The sequence below is a fragment of the Cellulophaga sp. 3_MG-2023 genome (genome assembly GCF_030546975.1).
Classification (GTDB): domain Bacteria; phylum Bacteroidota; class Bacteroidia; order Flavobacteriales; family Flavobacteriaceae; genus Cellulophaga.
Genome location: NZ_JAUOPS010000001.1, coordinates 231,984 through 248,052 on the forward strand (window position 1 = coordinate 231,984; position 16,069 = coordinate 248,052).

At 32.2% G+C, this 16,069-nt stretch carries 11 protein-coding genes; 5 read left to right on the forward strand and 6 right to left on the reverse strand.

The genetic code is table 11. From position 1 onward, the window contains the following. Positions 1-54 precede the first annotated feature (54 nt). A complete protein-coding gene (locus Q4487_RS00875) occupies positions 55-1,188 on the forward strand; it encodes an FAD-dependent monooxygenase (RefSeq protein WP_303542420.1) in 1,134 nt (377 codons plus the stop codon). 50 nt (positions 1,189-1,238) lie between these two features. Beyond that, positions 1,239-1,775: a 1-acyl-sn-glycerol-3-phosphate acyltransferase gene (locus tag Q4487_RS00880; RefSeq protein WP_303542828.1), complete on the forward strand. Its 537-nt coding sequence runs from the start codon at positions 1,239-1,241 to the stop codon at positions 1,773-1,775. A 119-nt stretch (positions 1,776-1,894) separates the two neighbouring features. On the opposite strand, the gene Q4487_RS00885 is transcribed toward Q4487_RS00880, so the two are convergent. The 6 genes from Q4487_RS00885 to Q4487_RS00910 all read right to left on the reverse strand — a co-directional run bounded on the left by Q4487_RS00885 (position 1,895) and on the right by Q4487_RS00910 (position 12,366). Further along, the gene (locus Q4487_RS00885; protein WP_303542423.1) at positions 1,895-4,363 is read right to left on the reverse strand and encodes a T9SS type A sorting domain-containing protein; all 2,469 of its coding nucleotides are present in this window, start codon (positions 4,361-4,363) and stop codon (positions 1,895-1,897) included. A 214-nt stretch (positions 4,364-4,577) separates the two neighbouring features. After that, positions 4,578-5,291, reverse strand: a complete 714-nt coding sequence (locus tag Q4487_RS00890) for a YebC/PmpR family DNA-binding transcriptional regulator (protein WP_100896281.1) — start codon at positions 5,289-5,291, stop codon at positions 4,578-4,580. Between the two features lie 163 nt (positions 5,292-5,454). Beyond that, entirely contained in the window at positions 5,455-5,904 is a 450-nt protein-coding gene (locus tag Q4487_RS00895; protein ID WP_303542426.1) for a protein-disulfide reductase DsbD domain-containing protein, read from the reverse strand. A gap of 47 nt (positions 5,905-5,951) precedes the next feature. Further along, entirely contained in the window at positions 5,952-7,904 is a 1,953-nt protein-coding gene (locus tag Q4487_RS00900; RefSeq protein WP_303542829.1) for a protein-disulfide reductase DsbD, read from the reverse strand. 261 nt (positions 7,905-8,165) lie between these two features. Beyond that, the gene (locus Q4487_RS00905) at positions 8,166-9,545 is read right to left on the reverse strand and encodes a TlpA disulfide reductase family protein (protein ID WP_303542427.1); all 1,380 of its coding nucleotides are present in this window, start codon (positions 9,543-9,545) and stop codon (positions 8,166-8,168) included. Between the two features lie 19 nt (positions 9,546-9,564). Beyond that, complete coding sequence (locus tag Q4487_RS00910; protein ID WP_303542429.1) at positions 9,565-12,366, reverse strand: pitrilysin family protein; 2,802 nt, start codon at positions 12,364-12,366, stop codon at positions 9,565-9,567. 438 nt (positions 12,367-12,804) lie between these two features. Here Q4487_RS00910 and Q4487_RS00915 point away from each other — a divergent pair, with 438 nt between their 5' ends. From Q4487_RS00915 to Q4487_RS00925, 3 genes are all read left to right on the forward strand, one after another. After that, on the forward strand, positions 12,805-14,523 hold the full coding sequence (locus Q4487_RS00915) for a GMC family oxidoreductase (RefSeq protein ID WP_100896875.1): 1,719 nt from the start codon (positions 12,805-12,807) through the stop codon (positions 14,521-14,523). Positions 14,524-14,526: 3 nt separating this feature from the next. After that, complete coding sequence (locus tag Q4487_RS00920) at positions 14,527-15,234, forward strand: gluconate 2-dehydrogenase subunit 3 family protein (protein ID WP_100896277.1); 708 nt, start codon at positions 14,527-14,529, stop codon at positions 15,232-15,234. A gap of 102 nt (positions 15,235-15,336) precedes the next feature. Beyond that, complete coding sequence (locus Q4487_RS00925; RefSeq protein WP_303542432.1) at positions 15,337-16,062, forward strand: M15 family metallopeptidase; 726 nt, start codon at positions 15,337-15,339, stop codon at positions 16,060-16,062. Positions 16,063-16,069 lie beyond the last annotated feature (7 nt).

Below are 16,069 nucleotides of genomic sequence, written 5' to 3' on the forward strand. Positions count from 1 at the left end.
TGCACTTTCGGCTTTTTTTGTAGTAATTTTATAAATAACTATAAATAAAATAAAATGTACGCTATAATAGGTGCTGGTATTGGAGGTTTAACAACGGCTTTGGCTTTTAAAAAGTTAGGTATACCGTATCATTTATACGAAAAAGCAGAAAGTATTAATGCTATTGGAGCAGGAATATGGTTGGCTCCAAATGCATTAAAAGTGTATGAGTGGTTGGGTATTTTAGATCAGATTAAAGATGCAGGTAACTCTATAGATCGCATAACAATAGCAACAGCAGATTTAAAACCACTTACAGACAGTAGACAAGATGAAGCTAAAGAGGAGTATGGCTATTCTACTATAGCTATACATAGGGCAGAATTGCAAAAAGTACTGGCTAAAAATGTAGCTAATTCTAATATTAGCTGGGGAAAAGGTCTGGAGAGTTACACAGAAACTAATAAAGGAGTAGAACTTCAGTTTTTAGATGCTACTACAACTACGGTAGATTTTGTAATTGCAGCAGACGGTATAAACTCTGTAATACGTAAGCAACTATTTCCAGAAAGTAAAATTAGATACAGCGGACAAACCTGTTGGCGTGGCGTTACAGAGTATAAATTGCCAGAAGAATTTAATCATCGTGGTTTAGAAATGTGGGGAAAAGAAACAAGATTTGGTATTTCTAAGCTTTCTAAAGATAAAAATTCGTGGTTTGCGGTAGTTAAAAGTAAGCCATTTTTAACGGATGATAGAGAGACTTTAAAGGAGGATTTACTTAAAAAGTATAATGATTATACAACTGTAGTTAAAGATTTAATTGAGAATACAGAAACAAGTAATATCCTTAGAAATGACATTATAGATCTTAAACCAATTAAAAAATGGTATTCAGATAAGGTATGTTTGTTAGGTGATGCAGGCCACGCTACAACACCAAATATGGGGCAGGGTGGTGCGCAAGCAATTGAAGACGCCTATTTTTTAGCTAAAATTATTGCTAAAAATAAAACGGAAAATGCATTTGAAGAATTTCAAAAAGTACGTTATAAAAAAGTTTCTTCTATTGTAAACCAGTCTTGGATAACAGGTAAAATAGCACATTTAGGCTTTGGATCTATAATTAGGAATATGGTTTTTAAAAACCTTCCTAAATCTTTAATTGATAAAAAAATGCATTACGTTTATAAATTAGATAACGAGTAGTGTATTTTTGCGGTAGAAAAAGAGATAAATTTTAAGAAGAGAGATTGATGATGCACGCAATAGCTAAATTTATATATTTTAAAATAATGGGGTGGACTCTAAATGGGTCTTTTCCAAAAATTGATAAATGTGTTGTAATAGTTGTACCACACACTAGCAATTTAGATTTTTTCTTAGGCTTGCTTATACGTAGAGTTCTTAATGAAGAGTTTAATTTTGTTGGAAAAAAAAGCTTGTTTAAATGGCCTTATGGTTGGTATTTTAGATGGCAAGGCGGTATGCCAATAGACCGTACAAAGAGTAATAATTTTGTTGATGCTTGTGCAGACTTGATAAAAAACACTAGCAAAATACATTTAACCTTAGCACCAGAAGGTACACGTAGTAAAGTTTCTAAATGGAAAACAGGGTTTTATTACATTGCAAAACAAGCAAATGTACCTATAGTTATGGTGGCATTTGATTATGGTAAAAAAGAAATAAAAATATCTGAAGCTCTAGGTACTACAGGTAATACAGAATTAGATTTTAAAACCTACGAAGCTTTTTTTGAAGGAGTAGAAGGTAGGGTTAAAAATAATATGTAGTTTTTGTATTGATAATAAAATAAGTAAAGCTGAACAATTTTAAATTGTTCAGCTTTTTTAATATGTTTAATTTATTTCGGGTAAAAATTATAACTAAAATTAGATTTTATATAGTTCATCTATTTAATTAAAAAACGAATTGTTTCATTATCAATAGATAAAATATAAACACCTTTTTTTAAGTTACTTACATCTAAAGATGTTATATCTTCTGAAACAGCAATACTTCCGTTTATAATAGCTATTCCGGTTGAGTTATAGATATTGAATAAGTGTTCTTTTTTTGATAATCCACTTATATATAAAATATTATCTACAGGATTTGGGTGTATACTTAGCTTTTTAGGAGTACTACTTTCTAATTCTAAATTACCTCCAGTATTAATTAAACTTCTGGTGTTAGGCAATACAACTTCGGCTTTTTGAAAACCTGTACCCTGAGAACCAGCTAAAACATAGGGTTTGTTTTCGTTTGATACGTCTATGGCATTAAATAAAGGGTAAGCAGCGCCATTATTTTGTTTAGTCCACGTAGCGCCGGCATTGTTAGAAAACCATATACCATTACTTCCGTTAAGTAATCCTCCAGAACCAATGGCACTTGAAGATGTAGCATAAATAATATTTGAGTTTTTTGGCATAATAGCTACTTTTCTCATATACTTATCCGTAAGAATTTTTTCCCAGCTGTTTCCTTTATTTTTACTACGGTATAAACCTCTGTTTTCTCCAAAACCTGTTACTACAACATATACCCAATTTGCATTGTTTGGATCTGTAACAATATCACTAATCCCTTTATATGATTTAATTCTAATGTCTAAATCATTATTATTACTTGGTAAATCACTTAATTGATTTACTTTCTGCCAATTGTCCCCACCGTTTGTAGACCTCCATAAACCTTTAGTGCCTCCTGCATAAACAATGTTACCGTTAAAGTTATCTACTTGGGTATGATTGCAAAATTTTCCTTGTAATACTCTAGACCAATTATTTCCGTCATCTTTACTTCTATATACATCTCCATTAGCTGTTACATAAAGGGTTCTATTGCTAACGGGGCTTTTTGTATTAATAGAAAGGCCATTTACATATTTTTTAGATAAAATTCCTTTATTTTTTTCTACCCAACTAGACCTTTCTCCTTTGTTTGTGCTTTTAAGTATGTAACCTTCTTTACAAGTAACCCAAACAACATTAGACCTAGAAGGGTCTGATGCAATAGAATGAAAGTTTCCACCTCTTCCATTTCCCCAACCGTATTTTGCGTCGTCAGTGTTACAGTTCTCCCAAGTTTTTCCTTTATTTAAGCTTCTCCATATACCCATATCAGCAAGTGCTAGATAAATTAAATTTGGGTCTTTTTTACTTATTTCTGCATCTATGTTAACCAAATTGTCTACCCCAGTACTTTGCCAATCTTTAGCTCCTTCTTTATTACTGTGCATTACAGTAAATTTTTCACCTCCGTCTTTGGATCCCAATACCCATTGCGAATTTGTCCAGTATAAGTTATTTGGATTAGACGGGTCTTGTGCTATTGTTCTACTATACCCATCGCCAATACTGCCGTAAGTACCTTGTGTATTTCCTTGAGATGCTGTTTCCCAGGTTGATACATCTCCTAGTTTTGTGAAATTTGTACCCTTATTTTGTGAGACCCAAGTTCCCGAACGAGGATTCCAAGTGGCAGTAGCCCTAGTGTCTATAGTTGTAACATTAGAATTTCTTGGATTAATTAATATAATACCTCCTCTTTCTTGTATTTGAAACCAAGAGTTACCGCCATTAGTACTTTTATAAAGCTTACTATCTAAACCTTCTGTCCAGAATTTATTACTACAGTCAGCTTTTACAGCAGTAAGGTACTGTGTATTAGGATTATTTGGGTCAATTGCAAAATCTGCTACTTCTGTAAATCCTCCAAAATTATTGTTTGCAGTTATGTTTTTCCAATTTTTACCTCCATTGGTACTTTTATAAACATCTGCTACAGCACATACAGGTCTTCCTTTTCCTGTTATAACGTACACTTCATTTGCTTTTTTAGGATTTACTACAACTTTAATTATTCTAGTATTAGGTAAATCTACATCTACTCTTTTCCAAGTATTTCCTTCATTAACAGTACGCCAAATTTCGGCATTTAAAGTGTTCCAGTTTCCTTGATGTCTTGCAGCATAACCTATAGATGGGTTATTGGTGCCAAACTCAATATCACTTATATATCCTTTGTTACCATCAGGTAGCACAACTCTCCAAGAATCTCCTCCGTTTGTAGTTTTGTAAAGTCCGTTACTGGCCACAAACATTACATTACCTTTAGTTTTATGAAATCCCATACCAGATATATGAGTTCCACTAATTCCTCTAGAGTTACCACAAACGTCCCAAGTTTTTCCTCCATCTTTGCTTCTATAAGCTCCACTTAAATCACTTCCGGCTAATACAATGCCAGATTTGCTTACTCCAATAGACCCAAACCAACCACCACCTCCGGGGTTTGTTCTTTGCCAATTATGGTTTTGTGAGTTTAAAATAATTGAAGTAAGTAACAGCCAAAAAAAAGTAATACATTTTTTCATTTTTAAAAATTAATAGGTTAATATAAAATCATAGTAGGTTATTAAACCTATTATAAATGTATTAATTTTCTTACAAAAAATGTATTTAGATGTAATTTAATATTTTATTAATTAAGCTGCATTAGCTCATAGGTAGTTGCTAATGTGGTTGTTTGATATAAAAAAGCCTCCAAAATAATATTTTGAAGGCCTTTTGTATTGTATTTACTGTATATTATTCTTGCATAGAATGATAAACGTTTTGTACGTCATCATCTTCTTCTAATTTTTCTAAAAGCTTTTCTACTTCTGCAACGTGCTCTTCATTATCAAGAGCTTTTGTTACTTGTGGTATACGCTCAAAACCTGAAGATAATATTTCTAACTCTCTAGATTCTAATTCTTTTTGTATGGCACCAAAACTTTCAAAAGGAGCATATATTAAAATGCCATCATCATCTACAAAGACTTCTTCTGCACCAAAATCTATTAACTCTAATTCTAGTTCTTCTGGGTCTAAACCTTCAGCAGGTATTCTAAAGTTACAAGTATGGTCAAACATAAATTCTACAGAACCAGAAGTACCTAAATTACCGTTACATTTATTAAAGTAACTACGTACGTTAGCAACAGTTCTTGTATTGTTGTCTGTAGCTGTTTCTACTAAAATAGCAATACCGTGTGGTGCATATCCTTCAAAAAGAACTTCTTTAAAGTCTCCTAAACTTTTGTCTGATGCTCTTTTAATAGCACGCTCTACGTTATCTTTAGGCATATTTACAGACTTTGCGTTCTGTATAATAGCCCTTAAGCGAGAGTTAGAATCTGGATCTGGACCACCTTCTTTAACTGCCATTACAATGTCTTTACCAATACGAGTAAATGCTTTAGACATTGCAGACCAACGCTTCATTTTACGTGCCTTTCTAAACTCAAACGCTCTTCCCATAAATTAAAATGCTATAAAAATTAGTATAAAAGCAAATTTAAGAAATTTTAAGACCGTAGCAAATGATGGTTAATCTTTTAGCCAACTAAATTGAGTTTTTTGTAAAAAAAAGAGAGTAGCCAATTAGCTACTCTCTTTTTAAAAGTTATTTATGAATTATTTTTTACTGTATTGCAAAATCTAAATCTACGTATGTAGGAGGTAAGCATCTAGTGTCGTCACAAACCATAAATTCTACTTCTGCAATAACATTTGTTTTTCCTGGTTTTGCTAATTTAACACGTTGTGTAAATTTTGCTTTACTTTCAAAATATGTAATTTTCATATTAAACATTTTGTCATCTACAGTATGTCCTTTTTCTTCTATTGTTTTTCCAGATAGTTTATAGTTACTACCTTCTTCAAAAATAAAAGTAGTAGCTATTGGCCCGCCTTCAGGAACATTTTGAGAATATAAATGCCAACCAGTATCTATTGTTGCGGTAGCAATTAAATCGTACTCTGTTGAAGATATTTTTTTTACTGATGTTGTCCATTTTACTGGCTCTAATATTTGTCCATAAGAACTTATACTAATCATTAAAACTACGGCTGCTAAAATGTATTTTTTCATTATATTTTTTTTAAGGTTATAGTTTAGGTTTGCAAAATGCATACCAATTATTTTTTAGATTTAAAATTACCTACTCCTTCTTTTAGCCAGTTGTGATACTCAGTTACATCTGGTGTATAAGCAACTGGATCATTTAAATTTTCTTCATCATGGTCTATAAGAACGTAATATGGTTGGGCGTTTGTGCCATAACGTATTTGTTGTAACTCACTCCATTGCTGACCAGTATAACGTAGTTTTTTTCCAGGGCGTAATTTAGAGTCAGGAGCTTCGCCTTCAAACTTAATTTTTTCATCAACATATAAAGAAATCAAAATAACATCATTCTTTAAAACATCTAATACGTTGTCTTTTACCCAAACGTTTTGCTCCATTTTTCTGCAATTTACACAAGCGTGACCTGTAAAATCTATCATAACGGGCTTGTTTACTTTTTTAGCGTAAGCTAATCCTTTTTCATAGTCATTAAAAGCAAGTATGTTATGGGGTGCCATTAAATGTGCACCTTCTGGTATTTCTTGAGTATGTGTAGCTGCGCCACCACCATTTTGCATATTACCAACACCGTAAGGAGACTCACTATAATGTTGTGGTGGGGGAAAAGCACTAATTAAGTTTAATGGAGCTCCCCATAAACCAGGTATCATATAAATTGTGAATGCCAATGTTACCAAACCTAAACTTAATCTACCTACAGAAATATGTTTTAAAGGAGAATCATGTGGTAATTGTAATTTTCCAAATAAATATAAAGTTAAGGCTCCAAAAACAGCTATCCATATTGCTATAAATACTTCACGCTCTAATAAATGCATTTGTAAAACCATATCTGCATTAGATAAAAATTTAAATGCTAATGCAAGTTCTAAAAACCCTAAAACAACTTTTACAGAGTTTAACCAGCCACCAGATTTAGGTAAAGAGTTTAACCAACCAGGGAAAGCTGCAAATAACGCAAATGGCAATGCAATTGCTAAAGAGAAACCAAACATACCTACAATTGGTCCTATTTGGCTACCACCAGAAGCCGCTTGTACTAACAATGTACCAACAATTGGACCTGTACAAGAGAACGAAACTATAGCTAAAGCAAGAGCCATAAAGAAAATACCAACCAAACCACCACGGTCTGCTTGTTTGTCTACTTTATTTGCCCATGAGTTTGGTAGCATAATTTCAAAAGCTCCAAGGAATGACGCTGCAAATACTAATAATAGTAAAAAGAAAATAACATTAAACCATACATTGGTAGAAAGCGCATTTAATGCATCTGCACCAAAAACTGCACTAACTATAATACCTAATAAAAGGTATATTATAATAATTGAAAGGCCATAAATAACTGCATTACGTATACCTTTAGCTTTAGTTTTACTTTGTTTTGTAAAGAAACTAACTGTCATAGGTATCATAGGAAATACACACGGAGTTAGCAAGGCTGCAAACCCAGATAAAAATGCTAAAAAGAATATAGAAAATAATCCCTTTTTAGAACTATCTTTTTCTTTAGATTCTTTGCTAGTATTAGTTTCGTCTTTTTTAGCTTCTGTTGTTGCAGGAGTTTTTTCTGTTTTTACATTAAATACAATGTCTTTGTAAGTAGGAGGTAAGCATTTAGAGTCATTACAAACCATATAACTTACTTCTCCGTTTACAATAGATAACTCTTTGTTAACAAGTTTTATACGTTGTTTAAACATTGCAGAGTTTTCAAAATATTTAACCATCATATTATCAAAAGCAGGTTCTGGAGCAGAATGTCCTTCTTCTTCAGTTGGTGAGTCTACTAATGTATAGTCCTCACTTTCTGCAAAAGTAAATTCAGTAGCTACGGGTCCGCCTTCTTCTAAATGTTGAGAATACAAATGCCAAGAACCATCTATAGTAGCTTTTACTACTAAGTCGTATTCTGTTTCTGAAATTTTTTCTACAGATGTAGACCAACTAACAGGATCTAATATCTGTGCTTTTACATTACTACTAAAAATAGTAGTAAAAATAACTAGGAGAAAATAAAAAGTACGTTTGTTCAAAATATAATATTTATGGATATATAATTTAAGACGTAAAAATAACAAAGAACCCTTACTTTAATGTTGTTAAATTTGGTTAATATTTTAAAGTTAAGTTTACGCTTTGTTAATATAAGAGTAGATTACAAGTGGTTTGGGTGACAAAAAAATAAAAATATTCAATAAAAAAAATCATCTTGATAATTTACCAAGATGATTTTTATATTTTAAAGTGTATAGTTTACTGTATTACAACAGGCTATTTAAAACTTCTTTTAACTTAGGGTCAGATGGTCTAGGAGCATTTGCATTTACAATATTACCTTCTGTATCCAATAAAATAAACTTAGGAATACCTTGTATAACGTAGTCTTGTATAAAGTTAGAATCAAAATTATTATCGGCGATTAGTTGTATACCACCTAATTCTTTGTCAACAACCATTTGTTTCCATTTTTCATATGCATCTGGTCTATCTACAGAAATACTTACAAACTCTATGTTTTTACCGTGGTATGCTTTTTCTGTTTCTTTTAAAGCAGGGATTTCTGCTAAACAAGGTCCGCACCAAGTAGCCCAAACATCTATATATACATATTTTCCTTTTAAGTCTTCTAAAGATGTTTTGCCACCAGCGTGGTTTTCATAACCAACAAACTTAGGAGAAGGATTGCCTGTTTCTACAGCTTTTAATTTAGTGTAATACTCTTTTATTGTTTCTTTCTGATCTTCATCTGTAGATGCTGCCATAAAAGTAGTGTAATACTCATCTAGTTTTTCTGTAACTGTAATTCCAAAAACAGATTCTTTTAATAAACCATTTCTAATAACCTCTGACTCTATAGGCGCAATTGTTTTTAACATAGCAAGGTCATAAGACATAGAATCTTTCTCTGCTTTTTCTCCTGCAATTTTACCATAGTGTGCACCTACTAAAGATTTGTAAGAAGTAGAGTTATTAAAATCTTCTTTGTTAGTTAAGTCAACAGCATTTAACTCAGTTAAAAAGTTTTCAGAAACTTTAAAGTCAGGCTTTTGAGCATAGTGCTGGTGATAACTTTCATAATTAGATAAGTTTAGTAGGTAGCTATAATTAGCATCTTTTTTTTGTGCCGTTTTAAAACTTTCAGATAGCCCTTTGGTACTATCAATTAATGAGTTAATAGCATTTTTTTGATTAGTCATTCTCTCTTTAAAAGCTACTTCTTCTAAAGTATAAGGATTGTCTCCTCCTCTAAAACTAGCTTCTTTTTCGCTTTTGCTCTTAAAGAAATTATTTTCTGCAGAACCATTACCTGTAATAGTTACACTCTTATTAAAATTATTAGCATCTGCATTAACAGCTAAATTAAAACCTTCTTCTAAGTAAAGATTAGTTCTATTTTTATCGTTAACTAATGCATACTGACCTTTAGGCGATTGTATAGTATCTGTAAAAGTACCATCTGCAGCTATTGTTAAAGTATCTATAGCACTCCTGTCTTTATAGCTTGCAATTAATAATTCTGTGTTACTTGCATTGGTAATTTTTCCGCTAACAATAGCATAATCTATTGGGGCAGGTTTTTCTGTTTTGCAAGCTGCTAAGCTAATTACAGCAAGACTTAATATATATAATGATTTTTTCATAAATAGTTATTTGGTATTATTATGATTTTGGTTTAAACGCAATCTCGTAAGTTTTTGCACCTTTTAATAATGTTTTAGTAAATTTTTGAACATCCTTAGCTGTAATTGAGTTTACAATGTTTTCAAAATTCTTAGGATCGTTCATGTTATAACCTTCCAAAACATAATTTTGTAATAGGCTCATATCATACCTATTATAATCTTTAGATTCTTTACGTTCTTTTATAAAGTTAGTTAAGGTTTTGTCTAAGTCTACTTGGTTAATTTTACCATCAGCAACTTTTTTAATTTCAGTATGTACAATTTTAATTAGTTGGTCTACTTTGTCAGGATTACAATCAAAACTAACTGAAATAGAACCTTCAGATATAGGTCTTTTGCTAAAGCTAGCACCTGCTCTTGGAGAGTATGCACCACCTTCTGCTTCCCTAACGGTTTCTGTAATTCTTAACTGTAAAATATCTCCTAAAGCACTAGCTAAAATAGCATTTTTTATGCTGTATTTCATTTTGTTTTTGTACCCAATTCTAATAGAACCTTTTTTGTCTTCCATTTTTAAGAAGATATCTTTGTCTATACTATTGTTTACCCAAACATTAGGATCTACTTTGTAATTTTCTCTTGTTGTACTGGCAGAAATACTAGCAATATACTTAGTTAATAGCGGCTTTAAAGCATCTTTTTGAATATCGCCAACGATAAAGAAAGTAAAATCAGCAGCATTTTTAAATCTATCTAAGTAAACAGATTTCATTTTATTAAACGTAACATCTTCCATATAAGCTTTGTCCATAAGACGAACTTTAGGATTGTTATTACCGTATAAAGTTACGGTAACGCTATCTTGCATTTTAGAATTTATGTCTTTGCTTTTACGTGCCAAATAGTTGGTAATGTTACCTTGTAAAACTTTGTACGCATCTTCATCAAACCTTGGTTTTTCAAAACGTAAATAAACCATTTGTAGCATAGTCTCTACATCTTTAGTTGTAGAAGAACCACTAATGCTTTCTGATAAGCTAGATAAGTTAACACTTGTACTAGCTGTTTTACCTGCAAGTACTTTTGGCAATTCTGTAGCAGAAAAACTTCCTAAACCAGACATTTGTACTATGTTCCCCATAATATTTGCAGATGGTAAATCCTCTGTATTCAATAAAGATGTACCACCATAACTAGTGGTAGTTAGTCTAACGTCATTTTTATTTTTGTCTGCAAATTTGTAATATACTTTAGCACCATTGCTTAATGTAAATATTGTAGCTCCTGTATCTTTATTTTCTTCTTCAGATACAATACTACCCGCTTTAATATCTACACCGGAGATTAATGTTTTGCCACTAAACTTATCAGTGTAAGCTGTTAACTCATTATTATTTTCTGATGCAGCAATAATAGCCAATCCTTCTTCTTTTGTAAGATTGTTTTTTCCTTTAACACCAGTAACACTTAGCGTTCTGTTTTCTTTGGTGTATAGGGCTTTAAAAGTATTATTAAAATCTTCTTTAGTAACAGATGCAAATATTGCTTGTACAATTTTATATTCTTCTGCAATAGGGGTAATAGTTTCTTTAGATAAATAATTTGCCTTTATAGCATTTATTAATTGTCCGTGAGACGTATCATCTTCTTTACTAATTGCATTTTCATAATAGTTAACGTATTGTTTTTTTATACGATCTATTTCTCCTTTTGTAAAACCAAATTTTAAAGCTCTATTAACTTCGTTCATTACTTCAGCAAAAGCATTTTGTTGCTGTCCTGGTTTAGGAGTAATATCAATTGAAAAGTCGTTATTTAATTTAGCTTTTTCTCCAAATTTTACTCTAGCAGCTAAAAAGGTAGCATTTGGTTGTTGCTGTATTTCATTAAGTCTTGTAGAGACCATAGATGTAGCCATACCTCTTAAAAGAGATGTTTTTAAATCTCCAATAGTTTGCTCTTTTATTTTTTTAGGGTGATTAATACTAAAACTTATACCAGCTGTAGAAACTTCTTCATCCATAGCTATATTGTATAGCATTTCTTTATTGCCTGGAATTTCTACATAAAAACGTTCTCTAGGGTTTTTAACAGCAGGTATTTTAGAAAACTTATCTTTAATTTTTTGCTCAATTTCATCTACGTTAATATCACCAACAATTGCAATAGCTTGCAAGTCTGTACGGTACCAATCGTGGTAAAAATCTCGTAAAGCTTTGTATTCAAAATTCTCTACAACGTCCATTAAACCAATTGGTAGTCTATTAGAGTATTTGGAGTTGTTAAACATAACAGGTAATGATTGTTGTAAAATCCTCATTCTACCATTTTGGCGTGTTCTCCATTCTTCTTTAATAACACCACGCTCTGCATCTATTTCTTCATCAGTAAGTAATAGGTAATTAGACCAATCATGTAATACTAATAAACAAGTATCAATTAAACCATCTTTAGTAGGTATGTTATCCATATTATAAACAGTCTCATCAAAACCTGTGTAAGCATTAATGTCTCTTCCAAATACAGCACCGTGTTTTTGTAAGGTGTTTAAAATTCCCTTGCCAGCAAAGTTTTTTGTGCCATTAAAGGCCATATGTTCTAAAAAGTGAGCTAAACCTTGTTGATTATCTTTTTCTAAAACAGATCCTACATTTTGTATAATATAGTAACTGGCAACGTCTTTGGTTACATCTGTACTGTATATATAATAGGTCATTCCATTAGGTAAAACACCTTTTTTAAATTTAGTGTTTACAGGCAATGGTTGGTTTAAATCTAGCTGTTGGGCACTTAACCCAATGCAAAGAAATAAACTAAGTAATGTTGTAATTTTTTTCATTCTTTAAATTTGTTAGTTTTTAATGAGTATTTAATAAAAGACGTTAAAACAAAGTGTAACCCTTATAATTATTTTGTTAAATAAACTATAAAAGGTTAGTGTTCCTATTCCTAACTTGTTACAAAATGTGTTGTCTTTTTTTTAAGTTGACTAATATTATAGGTACTGTTTGGGACTATAACTCTAAATTTATGCTGCAGAAATTGTAAGTTGCTAATGCTTTTTATTTTTTTACGCTAGTCGATGATAATTTGTTATCCGTCTATAAATACACAAAGATTTACTCGTATTAACATATTTTTAAATTGTATTAGAATTAAAAATTCTAAATTAGTGACTTCAGTTTTTTGAAGATTACCAAACAAAAAATAAAATTAAAGGGCTTAATTAGCCACTTTGATTATTGCAATTAACCAAATTAACTCAAATAAAAATAATATGCAGATAATAGAATCTTCAACTATGTATGACGTTATCATAGTTGGTTCTGGTGCTGGTGGAGGTATGGCAACCAAAGTTTTGTCTGAAGCCGGACTTAAAGTTGCTGTAGTAGAAGCAGGTCCGTTTTTTGATCCTAAAGACCCTAAACAACAAACACAATTTAAATGGCCTTATGAGTCTCCACGTAGAGGAGCAAATACCGTTAGAGATTTTGGAGAGTTTGATATGGCTCTTGGAGGATGGGATATAGAAGGAGAACCTTACACACAAAAAAACGGTTCTAAATTTGCGTGGTTTAGATCTAGAATGTTAGGTGGTAGAACCAACCACTGGGGACGTATTTCTTTACGTTTTAGCGAAAGAGATTTTAAACATAAAGATGTAGATGGTTTAGGAGATAACTGGCCAATTGGTTATGACGATGTTAAACCGTATTACGATAAAGTAGATAAGTTAATTGGTGTTTTTGGCTCTAAAGAAGGTTTGGTAAACGAGCCAGACGGATTCTTTTTACCTGCACCAAAACCTAGGTTACACGAGTTGTATTATATGGATGGAGCCAAAAAAACGGGTGTTCCTGTAATTCCTGCTCGTATGTCTATGGTAACTAAAAAAGTAAACAAAGATCGTGGCGTATGTGTATACTGTGGTCAATGTGGTAGATCTTGCCAGTACTATGCAGATTTCTCTTCTGGGAGTTGTTTAATTTTTCCGGCCCAAAATAATGGCGGACAAATAGATTTGTTTGTAAACTCTATGGTTAGAGAGGTTACTACCAATGATGAGGGTAAAGCAACCGGTGTATTATATATTAATAAAGAAGATCGTAAGGAGTATAGATTAAAAGGTAAGGTTGTAGTAATGGCTGCTTCTGCTTGTAGTTCTGCTCGTATTCTTTTAAATTCTAAAAGTGAACAACACCCTGCCGGTTTAGGTAATAGCAGCGGTTTAATAGGTAAATATCTCCATGATTCTACCGGTGCCAGTAGAGGTGGTTTTATACCAGCTATGATGGATCGTAAAATGTATAACGAAGACGGAGTAGGTGGTATGCACGTATATTCGCCATGGTGGTTAGATAATAAAAAATTAGATTTCCCTAGAGGTTACCACATAGAGGTTTGGGGAGGTATGGGTATGCCTAATTATGGTTTTGGCTTTAACCCAAATAGTTTTAATGAGTACTTTGGAGAAAAAGTAGGTGGCTATGGTAATAGTTTACGTTCTGATGTTAAAAAGTACTACGGAGCTACACTAGGTTTTGGTGGAAGAGGAGAATCTATAGCACAAGAAAGTAATTACTGTGAGATAGACCCAACAACTGTAGATGAATTTGGTATACCAGTATTACGTTTTAATTATAAATGGACAGACTATGAGCGTAACCAAGCAAAGCATATGCAGCAAACTTTTGAAGAAATAATTCATAATATGGGTGGTAAGGTGTTAGGAGATACACCAACCGCAGAACAAGATTATGGGTTAAACAAACCAGGAGAAATTATACACGAGGTTGGTACTACACGTATGGGTAATAACCCAAAAACATCTGTAGTAAACCAATACGAGCAAATGCATGATGTAGACAATGTTTTTATTGTAGATGCTGGCCCTTTTGTATCACAAGCAGATAAAAACCCTACGTGGACAATTTTAGCATTGGCTTGGAGAACATCAGATTATATTGTAGAACAGTTTAAAAAGCAAAATATCTAAGTTATGGATAGAAGAAAAAGTATAAAATCTATTATTCTTGGCGGTGTTGCCGGTGGTTTAGCTTTAAACGGTTGTAAACCAGGTACAGATAGTGATGCTGTTGCACCTGAAGAAGCTGCTATAGACGAAAAGTATTTTGGACGTACACCAGAAGAAAAAGAACAAATAGCAAAGTTACAAGCAGAACAATTTTTTAACGAGCACCAAATGGAAACATTAGGTGTACTATGTGCTCTAATTTTACCTGCTAATGAAAAGTACGGTAGTGCTACAGATGCAGGTGTGCCAGATTTTATAGAGTTTATGGCAAAAGATATACCAGCTTATCAAACTCAGCTTAAAGGAGGCTTAATGTGGTTAGACCATACTAGTAATAAAGATTATAGTGTAGAGTTTAAAAAAGCAACCCCAGAACAACAAAAAGTTATTTTAGACGGTATAGCTTTCCCAGATGAGAAAGAGCCTACGTACGAGCAAAACTTCTTTTCTCTAATGCGTAATTTAACTGTTACTGGTTATTACACATCTAAAGAAGGCTTAGAAGACTTAGGTTATAAAGGAAATACGCCTAATGTTTGGGATGGTGTACCACAAGATGTATTAGACAAACACGGAAAATCTTATCCAAAAGATTGGATGCCTAAGTTTGTAGACCAAAGTAAACGTAATATTATGGCAGAATGGGATGATGATATGAATTTAATTACATAAATCATTTGGTTTTAAATTAAGAATGTTAAATTGCCTTTAGAGTTATAATCTAAAGGCAATTTTTGTTTTTAAGAAATTTAGCTACCATTAGAACAATTTTAAATGACACCAAAACACTTATTACCAATATTACTAATTTGTATTACTATTGCCTGTAAAGACAGTAAAACAACAGCTGTTACCAATACAATAACTAAAGACACTACGCTAGTTAAAAAAGATACTGTTGTTGTACCACCAGTTAAAACAGAAATAAAGTACAAATCCCTTATAGGTATTGCAGATACTACATTTGTGCGTATAGCAGATTTTAGTGGTGATTTTGCTTATGATTTGAGATATGCAACTACTAATAATTTTTTAAAAGAAAAAGTATATGATTGTCCAGAGTGTTATACTCGTGCAAAAACAGCTATAGCACTTTTAGCAGCTAATTCAGATTTTATAAAGCTTGGATACCGTATTAAGTTTTTTGATTGTTACAGACCAAATTCTGTGCAATATAAAATGTGGAAGATTGTACCAAACCCGCAATATGTTGCAAACCCTAAAAAAGGGTCTATACACAATAAAGGTGGTGCTGTAGATATTACACTAGAGACATTAGACGGTATAGAAGTAGATATGGGAACAGATTTTGATTTTTTTGGTAAAAAAGCATATCACGATAATACCAATTTACCAGAAGAAATTTTAGCCAACCGAAAGTTGTTAAAAGAAACAATGGAAAAACACGGTTTTTGGTCTATACGTACAGAGTGGTGGCATTACAATTTATCCGCTATGTCTAATGCCAAAGTGGCTAACTTTAAATGGGATTGTAAATAAATAATTA

Coding starts and splice junctions, on each gene's coding strand:
- Q4487_RS00875 (WP_303542420.1), top strand. CDS start 55: ATGTACGCTATAATAGGTGCTGGTATTGGAGGTTTAACAACGGCTTTG.
- Q4487_RS00880 (WP_303542828.1), top strand. CDS start 1,239: ATGCACGCAATAGCTAAATTTATATATTTTAAAATAATGGGGTGGACT.
- Q4487_RS00885 (WP_303542423.1), bottom strand. CDS start 4,363: ATGAAAAAATGTATTACTTTTTTTTGGCTGTTACTTACTTCAATTATT.
- Q4487_RS00890 (WP_100896281.1), bottom strand. CDS start 5,291: ATGGGAAGAGCGTTTGAGTTTAGAAAGGCACGTAAAATGAAGCGTTGG.
- Q4487_RS00895 (WP_303542426.1), bottom strand. CDS start 5,904: ATGAAAAAATACATTTTAGCAGCCGTAGTTTTAATGATTAGTATAAGT.
- Q4487_RS00905 (WP_303542427.1), bottom strand. CDS start 9,545: ATGAAAAAATCATTATATATATTAAGTCTTGCTGTAATTAGCTTAGCA.
- Q4487_RS00910 (WP_303542429.1), bottom strand. CDS start 12,366: ATGAAAAAAATTACAACATTACTTAGTTTATTTCTTTGCATTGGGTTA.
- Q4487_RS00915 (WP_100896875.1), top strand. CDS start 12,805: ATGCAGATAATAGAATCTTCAACTATGTATGACGTTATCATAGTTGGT.
- Q4487_RS00920 (WP_100896277.1), top strand. CDS start 14,527: ATGGATAGAAGAAAAAGTATAAAATCTATTATTCTTGGCGGTGTTGCC.
- Q4487_RS00925 (WP_303542432.1), top strand. CDS start 15,337: ATGACACCAAAACACTTATTACCAATATTACTAATTTGTATTACTATT.